9 protein-coding genes are annotated in these 15,070 nt (G+C 66.4%); 6 read left to right on the top strand and 3 right to left on the bottom strand.

Annotated features, from left to right (window positions below):
- Nucleotide 1: 1 nt before the first annotated feature.
- The 5 genes from B2R83_RS20950 to B2R83_RS20930 all read left to right on the top strand — a co-directional run bounded on the left by B2R83_RS20950 (nt 2) and on the right by B2R83_RS20930 (nt 4,759).
- A complete protein-coding gene (locus B2R83_RS20950) occupies nt 2–1,000 on the top strand; it encodes an ABC transporter permease (RefSeq protein ID WP_292044646.1) in 999 nt (332 codons plus the stop codon).
- The gene (locus B2R83_RS20945) at nt 997–2,034 is read left to right on the top strand and encodes an ABC transporter permease (protein ID WP_084416561.1); all 1,038 of its coding nucleotides are present in this window, start codon (nt 997–999) and stop codon (nt 2,032–2,034) included. The genes B2R83_RS20950 and B2R83_RS20945 overlap by 4 nt, the downstream gene beginning before the upstream one ends.
- 16 nt (nt 2,035–2,050) lie before the next feature.
- The gene (locus tag B2R83_RS20940) at nt 2,051–3,448 is read left to right on the top strand and encodes an FGGY-family carbohydrate kinase (protein ID WP_292044645.1); all 1,398 of its coding nucleotides are present in this window, start codon (nt 2,051–2,053) and stop codon (nt 3,446–3,448) included.
- 252 nt (nt 3,449–3,700) lie between these two features.
- The gene (locus tag B2R83_RS20935; protein WP_292044644.1) at nt 3,701–4,123 is read left to right on the top strand and encodes a hypothetical protein; all 423 of its coding nucleotides are present in this window, start codon (nt 3,701–3,703) and stop codon (nt 4,121–4,123) included.
- Between the two features lie 216 nt (nt 4,124–4,339).
- Nucleotides 4,340–4,759 carry a hypothetical protein gene (locus tag B2R83_RS20930; RefSeq protein ID WP_292044642.1) on the top strand — a complete coding sequence of 140 codons (420 nt, stop codon included), beginning with the start codon at nt 4,340–4,342 and terminating at the stop codon, nt 4,757–4,759.
- Nucleotides 4,760–4,763: 4 nt separating this feature from the next.
- Here B2R83_RS20930 and B2R83_RS20925 read toward each other — a convergent pair whose 3' ends face one another.
- Complete coding sequence (locus B2R83_RS20925) at nt 4,764–7,220, bottom strand: glycoside hydrolase family 95 protein (protein WP_292044640.1); 2,457 nt, start codon at nt 7,218–7,220, stop codon at nt 4,764–4,766.
- 16 nt (nt 7,221–7,236) lie between these two features.
- Nucleotides 7,237–11,022 (bottom strand): beta-galactosidase, encoded by a 3,786-nt coding sequence (locus B2R83_RS20920; protein WP_292044638.1) that lies wholly within the window; start codon nt 11,020–11,022, stop codon nt 7,237–7,239.
- A 311-nt stretch (nt 11,023–11,333) separates the two neighbouring features.
- Here B2R83_RS20920 and B2R83_RS20915 point away from each other — a divergent pair, with 311 nt between their 5' ends.
- Nucleotides 11,334–12,998, top strand: coding sequence for a sodium:solute symporter family transporter (locus B2R83_RS20915; RefSeq protein ID WP_292044636.1), 1,665 nt, complete (start codon nt 11,334–11,336; stop codon nt 12,996–12,998).
- A gap of 996 nt (nt 12,999–13,994) precedes the next feature.
- Here B2R83_RS20915 and B2R83_RS20910 read toward each other — a convergent pair.
- Nucleotides 13,995–14,861, bottom strand: a complete 867-nt coding sequence (locus tag B2R83_RS20910) for a hypothetical protein (RefSeq protein ID WP_292044634.1) — start codon at nt 14,859–14,861, stop codon at nt 13,995–13,997.
- Nucleotides 14,862–15,070: the final 209 nt, after the last annotated feature.

Genomic DNA, 15,070 nt, shown 5'->3' with positions numbered 1-15,070 from the left:
CATGAGTAAAAACCCTTTTAAACACCGCGAGCCCCTGCTCGCCCTGATGGTGGTCGCGCTGGTGCTGCTGGTCGGCTTGCGCGCGCCGGTCTTCGTGAGCGCAGGCTCGCTCGCCAACCTGCTCACCGACAGCACCTTGCTGGTGATGCTGGCGCTGACCCAGATGCTGGTGATCGTCACGCGCGGCATCGACCTGTCGGTCGCGTCGACCCTGGCCCTGGCGGGCATGGTCGCGGCCATGCTGGCCAGCGCCAACCCCGGCCTGCCGCTGGTGGTCGTGATGCTGGCCGCCACCGCCACCGGCCTGGTAGCCGGCCTGCTGAACGGCTGGCTGATCGGCTACCTGCAGCTGCCGCCGATCGTCGTCACGCTGGGCAGCATGAGCGTGTACCGCGGCCTGGTGTTCGTGATCTCGGGCGGGACCTGGGTCTCGGCCCACCAGATGCCGGCCGGCTTCGTCGCCTTCCCGCTGCAGCGCCTGCTCGGCCTGCCGCATCTGGTGTGGATTGCCCTGGCCACCGTCCTGCTGATGGTCTTCGTCGCCCGCTACACGCGCTTCGGCCGCGACCTGTACGCCATCGGCAATGCGCCGCACTGCGCCGCCTACATCGGCATTCCGACTGCGAAACGCCTGTTCTGGACCTATGGCCTGTCGGGCATGGTCGCCGGCCTGTGCGGCTACCTGTGGGTGGCGCGCTACGCGGTCGCCTATACCGAGATCGCCTACGGCTTCGAACTCACCGTGATCGCCGCCTGCGTGATCGGGGGCGTGAGCATCGCCGGCGGGGTCGGGAAGGTAGCGGGCGCCATGCTGGGCGCGCTGTTCCTGTCGGTGATCGGCAATGCGCTGCCGGTGCTGCAGGTCTCGCCCTTCTGGCAAAGCGCCCTGACCGGCGCCGTGATCCTGGTCGCCGTCCTGATGAATGCCCGCGGCAACCGCAACCGCAGCCGCCAGATCCTGCCGCTGCACAAGCTTGACAACCTGAGGAGCGCCGCGTGAACGCGACCACCATTGCACAAACCGAGGCGGCCAGCGAAGCCGCCGCCAGCACCTCGCGCTACACCATCCTGGACCGCGAAAAGCCGGCGCTGCGCCACCTGCTCGCACGTTGGGAAACCCTGCTGGCCGTGCTGCTGCTGGCGGTGTTCGTGACGGGCGGCGTGACCCTGCCGCACTTCCTCGATCCCTACAACCTGCTGGACGGCACTGCCAACTTCAGCGAGAAGGCCCTGATCGCACTGCCGATGGCCCTCCTGATCATCTGCCGCGAGATCGACATCTCGGTGGCCGGCACGCTGGCGCTGTCCTCGGTGGCGATGGGCCTGGCCCACCAGGCCGGCGCCCCGGCGGGCAGCCTGCTGTTCGTGGCGCTGGGCACCGGCCTGGTGTGCGGCTGGCTGAACGGCTTCCTGGTAACGAAATTCATGCTGCCCTCGATCGTCGTCACCATCGGCACCTTCTCGCTGTACCGCGGCCTGGGCAGCGTGGTGCTGGGCGACAAGGCCTTCACCAGCTATCCGGAAGCGATGACCAGCTGGGGCCAGGGCGTGTTCTTCGGCATGGTGCCGCGCTCCTTCGTGATCCTGCTCGCCTTCGCCCTGCTGTTCGCGCTGGTGCTGCACTGGACCTCGACCGGCCGTCGCATCTATGCCATCGGCAACAACCCGGACGCCGCGCGTTTCTCCGGCATCGCCGTCGACCGCTACCGCCTCGGCCTGTTCATGCTCACCGGCGCCATGGCGGGCCTGGCAGCCTTCCTGCTCACCGGCCGCATCGACAGCACCCGCCCGAACATCGCCACCGGCTGGGAACTGGAAATCATCACCATGGTGATCCTGGGCGGCGTCAGCATCGCCGGCGGCGCCGGCACCATCGGCGGCGTGATGCTGGCCGTGCTGACCATGGGCGCCGTGACCTACGGCCTGGCCCTGGCCAACGTCCCCGGCATCTACATGACCATCGTGGTGGGCGTGCTGCTGCTGGCCACCATCGCCGTGTCGCGCCTGGTGCGCGGCAAGCCGACCCGTCACTGACCTAGGGAAGCACGCAATGCAAGCAAGGACGGGCGACGCCCTCATCGTTCTCGACATCGGCAAGACCAACGTCAAGCTGGCCCTGGTCGACGCCGCCGGCCGCCCCATCGCGGAAGCGCGCCGCCCGAACGCCATCCTGAACGATGGACCCTACCCGCACCACGACGTCGAGGGCATCTGGCAGTGGATGCTGGCGACTTGCCGCGGCTTCGCGAAACAGGCGCAGGTGTCCGCGATCGTCCCGGTGACCCACGGCGCCACCGCCGCCCTGGTCGACGATGCCGGCCTGGTGCTGCCGGTGCTCGACTACGAGACCGCCCTGCCCGGCCTGGACTACGCGTCCCTGCGCCCGGCCTACGCCGAGACCTATTCGCCCCTGCTGCCGGCCGGCCTGAACCTGGGCCGCCAGCTGGCCTGGCTCCAGCAGCGCCATCCCGAGCAGTTCGCACGCAGCCGCCACATCCTGATGTACCCGCAATACTGGGCCTGGCGCCTGTGCGGCGTCGCCGCGGGCGAGGCCACCTCGCTCGGCTGCCATACGGACCTGTGGGATCCGGTGCGCCAGGTGTATTCGTCGCTGCCCGCGCGCATGGGCTGGCTGGACAAGCTGCCGCCGATCGCCGCCCCGTCGGCCTCGCTCGGCACCCTGCTGCCGGAAGTCGCGCAAGCGACCGGCCTGGCGCCGGAATGCGAAGTCCTGTGCGGCATCCACGACAGCAATGCCTCGCTGGTGCGCTACCTCGGCATCGATGCAGCTACTGCGCCGCGTACGGTGCTCTCGACCGGCACCTGGGTGATCGCGGCCGCCTTCGGCACCAGCCTGGACGGCCTGCGCGAAGACGCCGACATGCTGGCCAATACCAATGCGCTGGGCCAGCCGGTGGCCTGCATGCGCTTCATGGGCGGGCGCGAATTCGGCGCCTTGGCGGGCGACCAGCCGGCCACCTGTTCCTATCTGCAGCTCGAGCAGATGGTGGCGCGCGGCAGCATGGCGATTCCCTGCTTTGCCGAGAGCGGCGGCCCGTTCGCCGGACGTGCCGGGCGCATCAAGGGCCTGGCGCCACGCGATGCGGGCGAGCGCTTTGCCCTGGCCACGCTGTACTGCGTGCTGATGACGGATTACTGCCTCGACGCGCTGGGCGCCCGCGGTCCGATCACGGTCGAAGGCAGCTTCACCGCAAATCCCTGGTTCGGCCCCCTCTTGGCAGGCCTGCGGCCGCAGCAGGCGCTGAGCTATTCGGACGACGCCAGCGGCACCACCTGCGGCGGCTGGCTGCTGCGCTACCGCGATGCGACGCCACCGGGCCTGAGCGTGCCGAAGCCGCCGCGTGCGCTGGCCGGGCTGGAAGCTTATCGCGCCAAGTGGCGCGCGGCGCTGCAGCAGGCCGGCGTTCCGGTCGCTGCTGCCGGTTGAGCGGCACGCTCAAATATGATTCGAAAATCCGTGCAATGCCACGGAATCTGAATCATTTCGCAGCGTTCTGGTTCGACCGGCACTGAGATTGATTCGTGATGGGCCGCCGCGCGCCCTTGCGCGCCGCGGGCCTCATCCTAGACTGAATCATCCGCGTTGCGCCCTGCGCAGCGCGGCATCCCGACGGTCGACACCGCGCCCGCGCGCGACGCCTGTTCCGAAGGCCGCTTCCCCCTTCGCGAAGGAACGATCATGCGTCCCCTTTCCTTGCTCCTGTCCGTCTCCCTGCTCCTGCCCGCTGGCGGCGCGGGCGCCCAGGCCATGGCCTACCCACCGCCCGACACCGCGCCGATCTCGTGGGTGCAGGTGACGGCGCCCTCCACTGCCCCGCGCATCGCGACCCGCGAAGCGCAGCAGATCTCGGGGGCCTACGAGATGTCGAACGGCTGGTACCTGCGCGTGCACACCGGCCGCCGCTACATCGACACCATCATCGACGACCAGCCGCCCTTGCGCCTGGTACCGGTTGCACCGTATCGGTTCGTGTCCGGCGACGGCAAGGTAAGCATGCAGTTCAAGCGCGGCGCGGCAGGCGATGAGATGCTCATGAGCTACCAGCCCGGCGGGCGGCTTGCCCAGCGCGTGGTGCTCAGCGCGCGGCTCGCGCAACGTTGAATGATGTGCCTTGAAAATGACGCAAAACTGGACTGCCGCCCCCGGCTTTTGAATCATGTCGCACCTGTCTTGCTTTGCGCCGGTACAGATTGTTTGGTGATGTGTCCGTCTTGGTCCTTGCACGCCGTGGTGGACGCCCTAGACTGAATCATCCGGGATGCGCATGGACGCATCCCGGCGCCCCAGGGTCCATTTCCGCTTCGTGAAGGAACCACCATGCGCTCCCCCATCCTCCTTGCCGCATCCCTGCTGCTGTCGGCCACCGGCGCGGATGCCCAAACCATGCCCTACCCGCCTGCGGACACGGCGCCGATCGCCTCGGTCCAGGTCAGTGCTCCCAGCAAGGCGGCACGGATCCGCGCTGCGGAGGCTGAAAAAATATCCGGTGCCTACGACATGTCGAATGGCTGGTATCTGCGCGTGCTGACGTCCGCGCATTACATCGATGCCATCATCGACGATAACAAGCCGATCCGCCTGGCCGCGATCGCGCCTTACCGCTTCGTCTCGGGAGACGGCAACATCACCATGGACTTCAAGCGCGGCTCCGATGGCGCGGACATGCGGATGAGCTATGTGCCCGACCTGCGCCTTGGCCAGCGTGTGGTGCTGGAGTCGCGGCTGGCGCAGCGCTGAGCACTCAGCGCGGGCGCAGCACGTAGGTCCGGCCCTTGACGGCAGTGAACGACAGCGTGTGCCCGATCCTGTCCGGCCTGCTGCGGATGCCCGTTCCCTCGACCGCCACCGGTACCGGACTGCGGATCGCCGTGCGTCCGCCCACACGGGCCGTGATGCGGGCCGACTTCAGGCCTCCCGCTTCCCAGTCGATATCGACCACATGGTTGCCGCGCCCGACCATGCCGCTCACCCGGCCGTCGCGCCAGCTGTCCGGCAGCGCCGGCAGCAGGTGCAGCTCGCCGTTCTGGCTCTGCAACAGCATTTCGATCGCCCCGGCCGTGCCGGCGAAGTTGCCGTCGATCTGGAACGGCGGGTGGGCGTCGAACAGGTTGGCGTAGGCGCCGCCGTGCTTGTCGCCCGGTTTGGTCAGGCGCAGCAGCTTGCGAAACAGCGTATAGGCGTGGTTGCCGTCGTACAGGCGCGCCCAGAAGTTGACCTTCCAGGCCAGGCTCCAGCCGGTGCCGTCGTCGCCGCGCAGCTCGAGGCTGCGGCGGGCGGCGGCGGCCAGTTCCGGCGTCGACAGGGGCGAGATCACGCGCGCCGGGTGCAGCGCATACAGGTGCGACACGTGGCGGTGATGCGGTTCGACCTCCTCGAAGTCCTTGTGCCACTCCTGCAGCTGGCCCCGGGCGCCGACCTGGAACGGCAACAGCCTGGCGCGCGCATCCTTGAGCTGGCGGCGGAACGCGGCATCGACCCCGAGCACCTCGCCGGCGGCGGCGACGTTCTCGAACAGGTCGTGCGCGATCCCCAGGTCCATGGTGGAGGCGACAGTCACGTTGCCCTTGCGCCCTTCGCCATAGAAGAAATCGTTCTCGGGCGAGGTCGAGGGCGCGGTGACCAGGCGGCCCTGGGCATCCGGCTGCAGCCAGGCGAGCAGGAAGCGCGCCGCATCCTTCATGATGGGATAGGCGCTTTCCAGGTAGCGGCGGTCGCCCGTGAACTGGTAGTGCTCCCACAGGTGCCGCGCCAGCCAGGGGCTGCCCATGGCCCAGTTGGCCCATTTGGGGTCGCCCTTGCCGAGGTTCCCGACCGGATTGCTGGCGGCCCAGATGTCGGAATTGTGGTGCAGGGCCCAGCCGGGCGCGCGGTAGTAGGAGGCAGCCGTCTCCGTGCCGGTGACGGCCAGGTTGCGGATCAGGTCATCCAGCGGCGTGAACAGCTCGGCCAGGTTGGCGCTCTCCACCGGCCAGTAGTTCATCTGGACGTTGATGTTGGTGGTGTAGTTGCTGCTCCAGGGTGGTCTGACGGCAGCGTTCCAGATACCCTGCAGGTTGGCAGGGGCTCCGCGCGTGCGCGAGGAGGAGATCAAGAGGTAGCGGCCGAACTGCACGTACAGCGCTTCCAGCGCCGGGTCGGCCCCGCCGTCCGTGTATTCCTGCAGGCGGCGCTCCAGGGGCAGCGCGCTGCGGTCCTCCGCCCCCGGATTGATGACCAGGGACATGCGGTCGAACAAAGCGCGGAAATCCGCCACGTGGGCCGCGCGCAGGGCGGCGGCGTCGCGCGTGGCTGCCCGCTCCAGGTAGGCACGGGCCAGCGCCCCCTCGTCCTTGCCGGCGCTGTCCGGGCACTTGTCGAAGCCGTTGAAGCTGGTCGCGGCCGACAGCAACAGGGTCACTTCGGAGGCGTCGCGGATGCTGATGCGCCCGTCCTGCTGCGTCACGGTGCCGTCGCGCACCACCGGCTTGACCAGCAGGGCGAAGCGCATCCCGCGGCAACCCGCAGAGTCGTCCTGCACGATCGGTTCAAGGTTGTCACGCACATAGTTCGGGTCCACCTGGGCAGGCGCCTTGCCGCCAAGGCGAAGCACGCCCTGCTCCACGGTGCTGCTGGAACGCAGCGGACTTGCGGCCCCCAAGTCGAGGCTGATCCGGCGCGGCTGGTCCGCCTGCAGGCGCACGACGATGACCTGATCGGGGTTGGAGGCGAACACCTCGCGCTGGTAGCGCACGCCGTTCGCCGTGAAGCTCGTGGTCTGGATGCCGTCGCGGATATCCAGCGCGCGCCGGTAGCCGGAGACCTCGCCGCCCTTGAAATCCTGCTGCAGCTTCAGGTCGCCCAGCGGCAGGAAGCTTTGCGTATACAGCCCCTGCATCTGGCGCGACAGCGCGTAGGCCTGGGCGTAATCCTCCCTGGCCAGCGCGGCCCTCACCTTGCCGAGGGCAGCATACGCACCGGGGTTGATGTTCTTGCCCACCGGCCCGCCGCTCCAGAGCGTGGCTTCGTTCAGCTGGAGCAGTTCCTCGCCCGGCCGGCCGAACACCATCGCCCCCAGCCGGCCGTTCCCGACCGGCAGGGCTTCGGTCCAGACGGCGGCCGGCTTGTCATAGTGCAGCGTCAGGGCGTCGCCGGCTTGGGCCCCGGCGGAGAGGCTCAGGCCGGCCGCCAGCGCGGCCAGGATCAGGCGAAATGGGGGCATCGGTGCGGACTCCGTTTTACTGCATGATTTCCAGGTCAACTCCGCCGCGCACCGCGCGCAGCTTGACCAGCTTGAGCGGCTCCAGCGCGTTTTCCTTGCGCCCGTCGGTCGTCACCGCCAGCGCGATGGTGTTCTCGCCGTTCGGGTTCAGGATGCCCGGCGGGATCACGAAAGTGCGCTGTGGGCCGATGTGGGCGATGAACTGCCCCATGTTCCAGCCGTTCACGAAGATCAGCGCCCGGTTCTCGCGCTCCGAACGCGGCTTGGTGGTGTCGCCGAAGGCCAGGCCTAGCTGGATGTCATGCCCTTTCGGCAGGTCCAGCTTGAAGCTGGTGCGCAGCCAGTAGGTACCGGCCGCGGGCGGTGCATCGGTGGTGCGCGCCGCCTGCCAGCCTTTCGGCGAGGCCACCGGCAGATGCCAGCCCTGGCGCTCGCCGAACAGGCCGCCGTTGTTCATCGGGCCGCGCATGCGGTCGACGATCTCCTCGCCGCCCTGGCGACCCTGGATGCGCCAGGCGATCGGCACGCCGAAGCGCTGGCCGCCGCGCTTGGTGAGCGAGGCCGAGATCAGGCCGCGCGCCTCGCGGTGGTAGTCGTCGGCCATCAGGTTCCAGTTGTGGGCGTTGTTGCGCACCATGACCGAGATGACGTGCTCGCCGGGCTTCAGGTCGCCCAGCGAGAGCTTGACGCTGTCGGTGGTCTCCGGGAAGGAACGGCCGGTGTCCAGCTCATGCTGGCCGACGAAGCGGCCGTCGATCCAGACCTGGATCAGGCCGGCGCCGCCGGCGCCGTAGAACAGTTCCAGCTGGTTCACCTTCGCGTCAACGGCGGTGAAGCGCCCGCGGTACCAGACGTCGCCGTGGTGGAAGCCGTAGTCGCTCATCGACAGGGTCGGCTGGCCGCGTTCCGGCATGGTCCAGGTCTGGGCCGCGGACGGACGGCGGTCGGCCTGCACCCAGGCGCTGTCGTCGAAGCGCGGCGCGCTTTCCAGGCTGTCCATGCGGCGGGTCCAGGCCAGGCGCGCCAGGTCCGGCAGGTTCACCGCCTCCGGTCCCTTGACGGTGCCGGCGCGGACGCTGCCGTCCGGCTGGCGCGTCAATGCCAGGTCCTGGCCGTTGAAGCTGGCGGCTTCAAAAGCGGGTCCCCAGATCTCGAACGTGCTGTCCTCGCCCGCATCGCCGCGCATGGCAAGCTTGCCGCCCGAGAGCTGGGCCGAGCGCACCAGCGCAGGGCTGAGCTGCAGCGCGCGGCCGGCGCCGGTCTCCTGGGTCCAGAAACGCAGGCTGGTCTGTTCGTCCGCCAGCAGGAGCAGCATCGGCGCCCTGCCGCCGCCCGAGATGCGCACCCGTGCCAGGCCGTCGTGCACGTAGTCCAGCACCAGGTCGCCCCTGGCCGCGTCCCAGCGCGACTTCACCTGCCCTGCCAGCACCTCGACGCTCGGCGCGCCGGTATAGCGCAGCACGGTCTGGCCGGCCTGCCGGTCGCGCCCGTGCAGCAGCACGATGTCGCGTTCGCCGTTGCGGAAGTGGGTCTGCAGCTCGGAAGTCGAGTACACCAGGCGCTGGCGCTCCATGTCGTAGGAAGCCAGCAGCATGCGCGCATCCTGGCCGCGCAGCGTGGTGCCGAAACTATATTCGCCGTCGCGGGTGGCCAGCTTGACGCTGAAGGCTTCCTCGCCCTTGCCATCCGTCGGGTTGTGGGCGGCGAAGATCACGTGCGTGCCCAGGCGCCGGTTGACGTTGTGGTAGACCTTGACCTTGCCGTCCGCGGGCGCCAGCGCCGGCCCCTTGTCCATCTCGGCCAGCACCTGCTCGGCCGCCTGCACCAGCATGCCCTGCTGCTTCAGTGCATAGGCTTTCGGGCGCATGCCGCGGTCTTCCGAGATCGGAGCGCCGTAGTCGTAGGAGGTGTACACCACCGGGCCGGCCAGCCAGCCCCAGGAGGTGCCGCCGAAGGTCATGTAGACGTTGTGGATCGTGATCCGGTTGATCAGGTTGGTGCCGTAGAACACGCGCTGGTAGCCGGTTCCCTGGCGCTCGGCGGTGCAGTTGTAGGTGCCGTTCGAGCCCCAGTAGTCGAACCAGCCGCCGCCCAGCTCCGCGGCGAAGCCGGGCGTGTTGGGGGATGTGAGCGAGCCGACCTTGCCGCTGCCCGTCGCGTAGATGCCCCAGTCCGGCGCCTTGTTGGCGCCCGCCGGGTTGGCGAACACGTCGCAGCTGCCGCCGGGGTAGCCATCAAAAGCGTAGATGTCGGTCGGGCCCTGGTTGGCCCAGGGAGCGCTGGAATTCTTCGGCGCCCAGTCCGGCAGGCGGCCGGCCGCGTTGTGGAAGAAGGGCACGGTGATGCCGTCCGCGCGCGCCTTGAGCGCCAGGTGCTCCATCTGGCGCACGTGCTTCGGCTCGACCTTGCCCAGTTCGTTCTCGAGCTGGTAGGCGATCACGTTGCCGCCGCCGTCCGTGGCCTGGTGGCGCGCGATGATCGCGTTAATCTGGGTCATCCACTCGTCGACGGCGGACAGGTAGACCGGGTCGTCGGTGCGTGCTTCGGCGCGGCTGCGCAGCATCCAGCCCGGATAGCCGCCGCCGGTCAGCTCGGCATTCACGTAAGGACCGGTGCGCGCGATCACGTACATGCCCTCCTCTTTCGCGATCTGCAGCGCGCGCTCGACGTTGCGGATGCCCGAGAAGTCGTACACGCCCGGCGCCGGCGAATGGTAGCCCCAGTCGAAGTAGAAGGCCACGCCGTTGAAGCCGAGCGCCTTCATCTTCTGGATCACGTCGCGCCACAGCGAAGGGTTCGGCAGGCGGAACGGGTGGATCTCGCCCGACCAGACCACGATGCGCTTGCCGTCGACCTTCAGCGAATACTGGTCCCAGGCGATCGTCTTCGGACGTCCCTTGGGCGCGGCGATGCGATCGAAGGCCTTGGCCTCTTCGCCCATGACCCCGAACGAGGACGCCATGGCGGCGGTGCCCGTCAGGCGGCTTTGCGCGCTCCAGGTCCGGCCACCGTCCTGGCTGTCGGCGAACCAGGCGCGCTGGCCGTCGTCGCCGCGGGTGTACAGGCGCAGCGTCGCGCCCAGGCGCACCAGTCCGGCCGCCTTGATGTCCGTGCCCAGGCCGTTCAGGGTCGACTGCGCTTCGATGCGCCACGGCCCCTTCAGGTCGGCCGCGCGCGCCAGCACCAGGCGCCCGCTGGCCGCTTCGCGCGTCACCGCCACGAAGCCGTCGCCCTCCAGGGCGACGACGGTGTCGGTGTAGCCGTCCTCGAGGCCGCGCATCGGCACGGGCGCCGACAGATTGGCCAGCTGCGCGTCCGGCGTGAGGACGTGGCTGCCGCGCCCGATGGTGACGACCAGGTGGAGCTGCCCGTCGGCGCCGCGCACCCAGTTGGGCGCACGGACCTGGCCCGAGGCAAGCTGGACTTCGCGCGCCGCGTCCCAGCGGCGCAGGTCCTGCGAGCTGGCCAGCCCGATCGAACCCGGCGCGGCGCCGGCATAGGCCAGCGCGTAGCGGCCGTCGGCATGGCGCGCCAGGGTGGGATCATTCAGTTTGCCGGACGGCGGGGTCCAGGTCTCGGAGGCGAGCGAGACGAAATTGGCGCCGTCGTTCGACGACAGCAGGCTGAGCGCGTTCGCGGCGCCGGCGGTCAGCGCGGGCATCAGGATCACCTGGCCGGACTTCGACGCGGCCTGGGCGCTGGGCGTCCCGGCCTGCTGGCCGGATCCTTGCGGAATGCCGAGCTCTTGGGCCGCGGCCGAACCGCCGATTGCCGCCGCCACTGCGAATGCGAGGGCGCGCATGCGCCCCGCCTGCCTGTCACTGCTGGAATCAAACAACATCATTGCTGTCTCCTTATTATATGCACGCCATTCTAGGTGCTCTTCCGTATACCGATCAACGCAGTGGAGAAAGAATCAGACGGGTGATCGGATGTAAGGACGGATACGGGCATTCGCTCAAGCGCATGAGTATTTCGTGCGGGGGCACGCAGTTCTTGCCCGTTATGCAAAGATTGGGACCGCGGAGCCCGTCCCTGGCGCTCCGCCCGCCGCGAAGCCGGCCGGATAACAAGGAAGTGCGCCGCACTGCCAAGACGAGACACCGCTACCCAATGAATTCGTTCTCCTCACTCGACACATTCGTCTTCCTCACCTATTTCGTGATCGTGGCCGGCTACGGCATCTGGATCTACCGGCGGCGCAACGGCTCCGGCAAGGAATCGCACGACTACTTCCTGGCCGAGGGATCGCTCACCTGGTGGGCGATCGGCGCGTCGCTGATCGCCTCGAACATCTCGGCCGAGCAGTTCATCGGCATGAGCGGCTCGGGCTTCCGGATCGGCATGGCCATCGCAGTCTACGAGCTGATGGCGGCCGCCACCCTGATCATCGTGGCGGTGTTCTTCATGCCGGTCTACCTGAAGAACCGCATCTACACCATGCCGCAGTTCCTGGAGCAGCGCTATGGCCCCAGGGTGGCAACCGTCATGGCCTGGTTCTGGCTGGTCCTGTACATCGTGGTCAACCTGACCGCGATCCTGTACCTGGGCGCGCTGGCGATCAACAGCATGGTCGGCATCGGCGTGCTGCCCTGCATGCTGTTCCTGGCGGTGTTCGCCACCATCATCACCCTGGGCGGCATGAAGGTGATCGGCTACACCGACGTGATCCAGGTGTTCTGCCTGGTGATCGGCGGCCTGGTCACCACCTGGATCGCGCTCGACCTGGTGGCGCGCCTGTCGGGCAACGAAGGCGCGATGGTCGGCGTGCGCGAGCTGTTCGAGCGCGCCGGCGGCCACTTCGACATGGTGCTCTCGCGCGACAACCCGAACTACATGGACCTGCCCGGCCTGTCGACCCTGATCGGCGGCATGTGGATCGTCAACCTGAGCTACTTCGGCTGCAACCAGTACATCACCCAGCGCGCCCTCGGCGCCAGCCTGCCGGTGGCGCGCAAGGGCCTGCTGTTCGCCGCCTTCCTCAAGCTCCTGATGCCGGTGATCGTGGTCCTGCCGGGCATCGCGGCCTATGCGCTCGACCAGGGTGGCATGCTGGGCGACTCGCTGCGCCCGGGCGGCGAACTCAACCCCGACCGCGCCTACCCTACCCTGCTGACCCTGCTGCCGGAAGGCCTGAAGGGCGTCGCCTTCGCCGCCCTGACCGCGGCCGTAGTGGCTTCCCTGGCCGGCAAGGCGAACAGCATCGCCACCATCTTCACCCTCGACATCTACCGTCCCAAGTTCCGCCCCGACGCCAGCGAGCGCCACATGGTCTGGATCGGCCGCATGACGGTGGTGGTCGCGATGGCGATCGCGGTGTCGATCGCACCCCTGATGGGCATCGACAAGAAAGGCGGCTTCCAGTACATCCAGGAGTACACCGGCTTCGTTTCGCCCGGCATCCTGGCCATGTTCCTGCTCGGCTTCTTCTGGCGCCGCACGACCGGGGCCGCCGCGATGTTCGCGGCCATCGCCAGCGTGGGCCTGTCGATCGTATTGAAATTCCTGCCGGACTTCGTCGACCTGTCCTTCCTGGCGCCGATCGGCTTCGCGGCCAACAACGGCAGCGGCGTCTACGAGATTCCGTTCCTGGACCGCACCCTGATCGTGTTCCTGATGATCGTGATCGGCATGGCCATCATCAGCCTGCTGGGCCGCCAGCCGGCATCGACCATCGTCAAGGTCGAGCGCAGCCTGTTCAAGGTGGAGCCGGGCTTTGCCTTCGGTTCGGCGGTGGTGTGCGCGATCCTGGTGATCATCTACGCGGCCTGGTGGTGATCTGAGATGATGAGCCGCCTCCGGCCTGCTCCAACTCCGGAGGCGGCAACATGCAAGAACCTGGAGCCGTAGGCTCGCGACATGCGCGTCACGCCGGCTGTAGGGCATGCCTTTGCTTACGCTCAGTCGCTGACGCGGCAAAATGCGTTATCCGCTTGCAGCATGGTTTGAGCGATGCCGTCCACCTAGACACGTTCGCGACGCCCGAATCCTTTGACAACGGGATAGTGATGACGGCGTAGGGTTTCTGCCGTGAAGGCTAATCGTCGAGTGACCGCAACCGGCCCCGATGCGAACCTATTACGATTGGACCAATGCAGGTTTTCCGTGTTTCCTCCTCGCGCGGTAAGCGTCAACCCAGACCGTCTTGAACCGGTTGGCTAGTCGAACTGTGATGCTATTAGCCGCTGGGAATCGGAGAATGCAAGCAGCCGGAAACTGTTCGGCGCGACGCCAAGCACGAACTCGGCAACACGATTGATGGGGTGCTCAGCGATGCACGCCAGCACATGGTGCAGCGGGGTTTCTGGATTGGCGAACAGCGGTTTGGCCTTGCCTGACGAATCTGCCGCAGTTCGTGGGGCGGCTTGCCCCCCCAGATCTCGGCATCAATACAGTACAGCTCGGCGAACAGCCGTAAGACCCCCGTAGTCAAGGAGGCACGGCCGGGCCTCATGCAGGGTCATAGACTCACGGAGCGCATACGCCAATAGACCGCTGCATGGATGCCGCCATGGTCGAACAGTGCATTGAAGCGGCCATATGCGTCGGCTTGCGCCACCCGCGAAGCCGGCTAAATAGGCCTGGATGGATGCCTTGCGATCCGGCAGGTAGGCGAACATACAGCCTGCGGCCTCATATGGCCGCACTATGGGCGTGTCGTCGCGCGTAACTTCGACAGTAATCGTTATCGCAGGCTGATCCGGGCGTTCAATGAGCGCCTTCTGAAGTTTGCTGCCTTGGCGAACAGACCGCGCCAAAGCAGCATTGCCACGATTATGAAACTTTCATTGTGGCGGTTATCAATAATCCTTCAGCGGACGAGATGGAAATGTCACTAATCCTTGCTTTTTTGTTGCTGAACGGTATTGCCTGTTCAAAGGACGACAGGTCCACTATCTCAATCGGGGGCTCTTTTTTGAGTTGTCCGTTGACTATTCCCGTAATCCCGATACGGATCTCAAAACTCCACTTCAGAATCTTAATCTTGACCACGATATCGATATCGTCAACGCTCGCCGTGGCAAAGATCTTCGTGCCCTGAGGGCGCAGGTTCAAGCTAATTTTTCTGCCTTCAATCCGCACTCTCGGCGACGTAACCGTTGCGCAAAACTCCTTAATAATTTTAATACACCCTCTTATCTGCGCCTGGACTTTCACAGCTGTGTCATTCAAAACAATAGGGTTGCCCAGTACCAAGGCAGGCTTCTCCATCTCAACACGTACCCAGTTAACGGTAACCTTCAGCGACTTTGTATTGAGAATCCGAGCAATCGCTTCCCCAACCGCCGAGGTCGCGCTCTCCTTGAAGATCTCCGTTGTGGATTTTCCGGGCCCGGGGATTTTGCTTCCAATAAGGCGGAGATCCTCCAAGAGTTGTGGGTCTTCGCCGGTAGTATCGATGGTCCCATCTCTTACCTGAGCCGCGATGTCAACCAAGAAATCTTCAATTGCGGCCGACAACTCGAAAAAGTCCGGGAGATCGCTGCTTGTTGGGGCTACTGCGATCTCGGCCTCACCGAGCGGCAAGCCGTGGGGTGAAGCAAAGGGATTGACAGTGGTTACAATTGGAAAGTCAATTCCATTCAATATTTTCTGCGCGAGCAGTGTCGAGATTAGTAGACGAACATCTGGATCAGACATATGGTTCTCCATTAGAGCGTTGGTTATATGCAGCTGCTCGGTTACCATTTGATGAAAGATCGGGTGTCTCAAGCTACCGATTACCGTCACCAATGGCGCAAAATTTTACAGACATTGAAACCTTTTAAATCGATCGTCTTGACCAGCATGTGCAGGTCTAATTCTGATTCCGGGACCAAACGTCCGGTAGGCTTACTCGTCCGAGCCAA

This window comes from Massilia sp. UBA6681, from assembly GCF_002454935.1.
In the GTDB taxonomy this organism is placed as follows: domain Bacteria; phylum Pseudomonadota; class Gammaproteobacteria; order Burkholderiales; family Burkholderiaceae_D; genus Telluria; species Telluria varians.
The sequence above is the reverse complement of the archived record's forward strand: the minus strand, read 5'-3'. Positions and strand labels throughout refer to the sequence as shown.

Excerpts from the sequence above, each read along its gene's own strand:
- B2R83_RS20950 (WP_292044646.1), top strand. The coding sequence starts at position 2 with ATGAGTAAAAACCCTTTTAAACACCGCGAGCCCCTGCTCGCCCTGATG.
- B2R83_RS20940 (WP_292044645.1), top strand. The coding sequence starts at position 2,051 with ATGCAAGCAAGGACGGGCGACGCCCTCATCGTTCTCGACATCGGCAAG.
- B2R83_RS20935 (WP_292044644.1), top strand. The coding sequence starts at position 3,701 with ATGCGTCCCCTTTCCTTGCTCCTGTCCGTCTCCCTGCTCCTGCCCGCT.
- B2R83_RS20930 (WP_292044642.1), top strand. The coding sequence starts at position 4,340 with ATGCGCTCCCCCATCCTCCTTGCCGCATCCCTGCTGCTGTCGGCCACC.
- B2R83_RS20925 (WP_292044640.1), bottom strand. The coding sequence starts at position 7,220 with ATGCCCCCATTTCGCCTGATCCTGGCCGCGCTGGCGGCCGGCCTGAGC.
- B2R83_RS20920 (WP_292044638.1), bottom strand. The coding sequence starts at position 11,022 with ATGCGCGCCCTCGCATTCGCAGTGGCGGCGGCAATCGGCGGTTCGGCC.
- B2R83_RS20915 (WP_292044636.1), top strand. The coding sequence starts at position 11,334 with ATGAATTCGTTCTCCTCACTCGACACATTCGTCTTCCTCACCTATTTC.
- B2R83_RS20910 (WP_292044634.1), bottom strand. The coding sequence starts at position 14,861 with ATGTCTGATCCAGATGTTCGTCTACTAATCTCGACACTGCTCGCGCAG.